The organism is Streptomyces sp. NPDC006294, assembly GCF_042870895.1.
In the GTDB taxonomy this organism is placed as follows: domain Bacteria; phylum Actinomycetota; class Actinomycetes; order Streptomycetales; family Streptomycetaceae; genus Streptomyces.
In genome coordinates this window covers 1-1372 of record NZ_JBIAHV010000045.1, presented here as the reverse complement: position 1 = coordinate 1372, position 1372 = coordinate 1, and the positions used below count along the sequence as shown (strand labels likewise).

The 1372-nt window shown below is 70.8% G+C and carries 1 protein-coding gene; it reads left to right on the top strand.

From position 1 onward, the window contains the following. On the top strand, positions 1-1372 hold a 1372-nt coding region (locus ACFYOP_RS33735), incomplete at both ends, for an amino acid adenylation domain-containing protein (RefSeq protein WP_356899684.1).

Below are 1372 nucleotides of genomic sequence, written 5' to 3'. Positions count from 1 at the left end.
CCGCGGAGCGTGAGCGGGTGGTGGGGGAGTGGAACGCGACGGGTCGTGTGGTGCCGTCGGGGACGCTGGCCGCGTTGTTCGAGGCGCAGGTGGCGCGGACTCCGGACGCGGTGGCGGTGGTGTCGGAGGAGGGTGAGCTGTCGTTCGCGGAGTTGAACGAGCGGGCGAACCGTCTGGCGCACCGGTTGATCGCGGAGGGGGTGGGTCCGGAGCGGGTGGTGGCGCTGGTGCTGCCGCGTTCGGTGGAGCTGGCGGTGACGCAGTTGGCCGTGGTCAAGGCCGGTGGCGCGTTCCTCCCGGTCGACCCGGCCTACCCGCAGGACCGCATCGCCTACATGATCGAGGACGCCGGTCCGGTACTGGTGATCAGCGGGTCCGACGAACTGGACGTCTCGGGGATGCCGACGGCCAACCCCTCGGTGGAGGTCCCGGTTTCGAGCGCGGCGTATGTGATCTACACGTCGGGGTCGACGGGGCGTCCGAAGGGTGTGGTGGTGTCGCACGCGGGTGTGGGGAATCTGGCGGCGGCGCAGATCGAGCGGTTCGCGGTGGATGCGGGCAGTCGGGTGCTGCAGTTCGCGTCGCCGAGTTTCGATGCCTCGGTGTCGGAGTTGTGCATGGCGTGGCTGGCGGGTGCTGCGGTGGTGATCGCTCCGGCGGAGCGGTTGCGTCCGGGTGTTGAGCTGGCTGCGGTGGTGGCCGGGTTCGGCGTGACGCATGCGACGATTCCGCCGGTGGCGCTGGCGGCGATGGAGCCGGGCCGGTTGGAGTCGGTGCGTTCGTTGGTGGTGGCCGGTGAGGCGGTGCCGGCGGAGGTGGTGGACCGGTGGTCTGCCGGTCGTCGGATGGTGAACGCCTACGGTCCGACGGAGACGACGGTGTGCGCGACGATGTCGCGGCCGCTCACGGCCGGGAGCGGGGTGCCGTCGATCGGTGGTCCGATCGCGAACACCCGGGTGTTCGTGCTGGACGCGTGGCTGCGTCCGGTGCCGCCCGGTGTGGTGGGTGAGTTGTATGTGGCGGGTGCGGGTCTGGCGCGTGGTTATCTGGGGCGGCCGGGGCTGACGGCGGGCCGGTTCGTGGCCGATCCGTTCGGGGGGCCGGGTGCGCGGATGTATCGCACGGGTGACCTGGCGCGCTGGACGTCGGGTGGTGAGCTGGAGTATCAGGGCCGGGCCGACGATCAGGTGAAGTTGCGTGGTTTCCGTATCGAGCTCGGTGAGATCGAGTCGGTGCTGGTGTCGCATGAGCGGGTGGGTCAGGCGGCGGTGGTGGTTCGTGAGGACCGTCCCGGTGACAAGCGGCTGGTCGCCTACGCGGTCGGCGTCGAGCTGACCGGGTCGGAGCTGCGGGCGCACATCGCCGGGGTGCT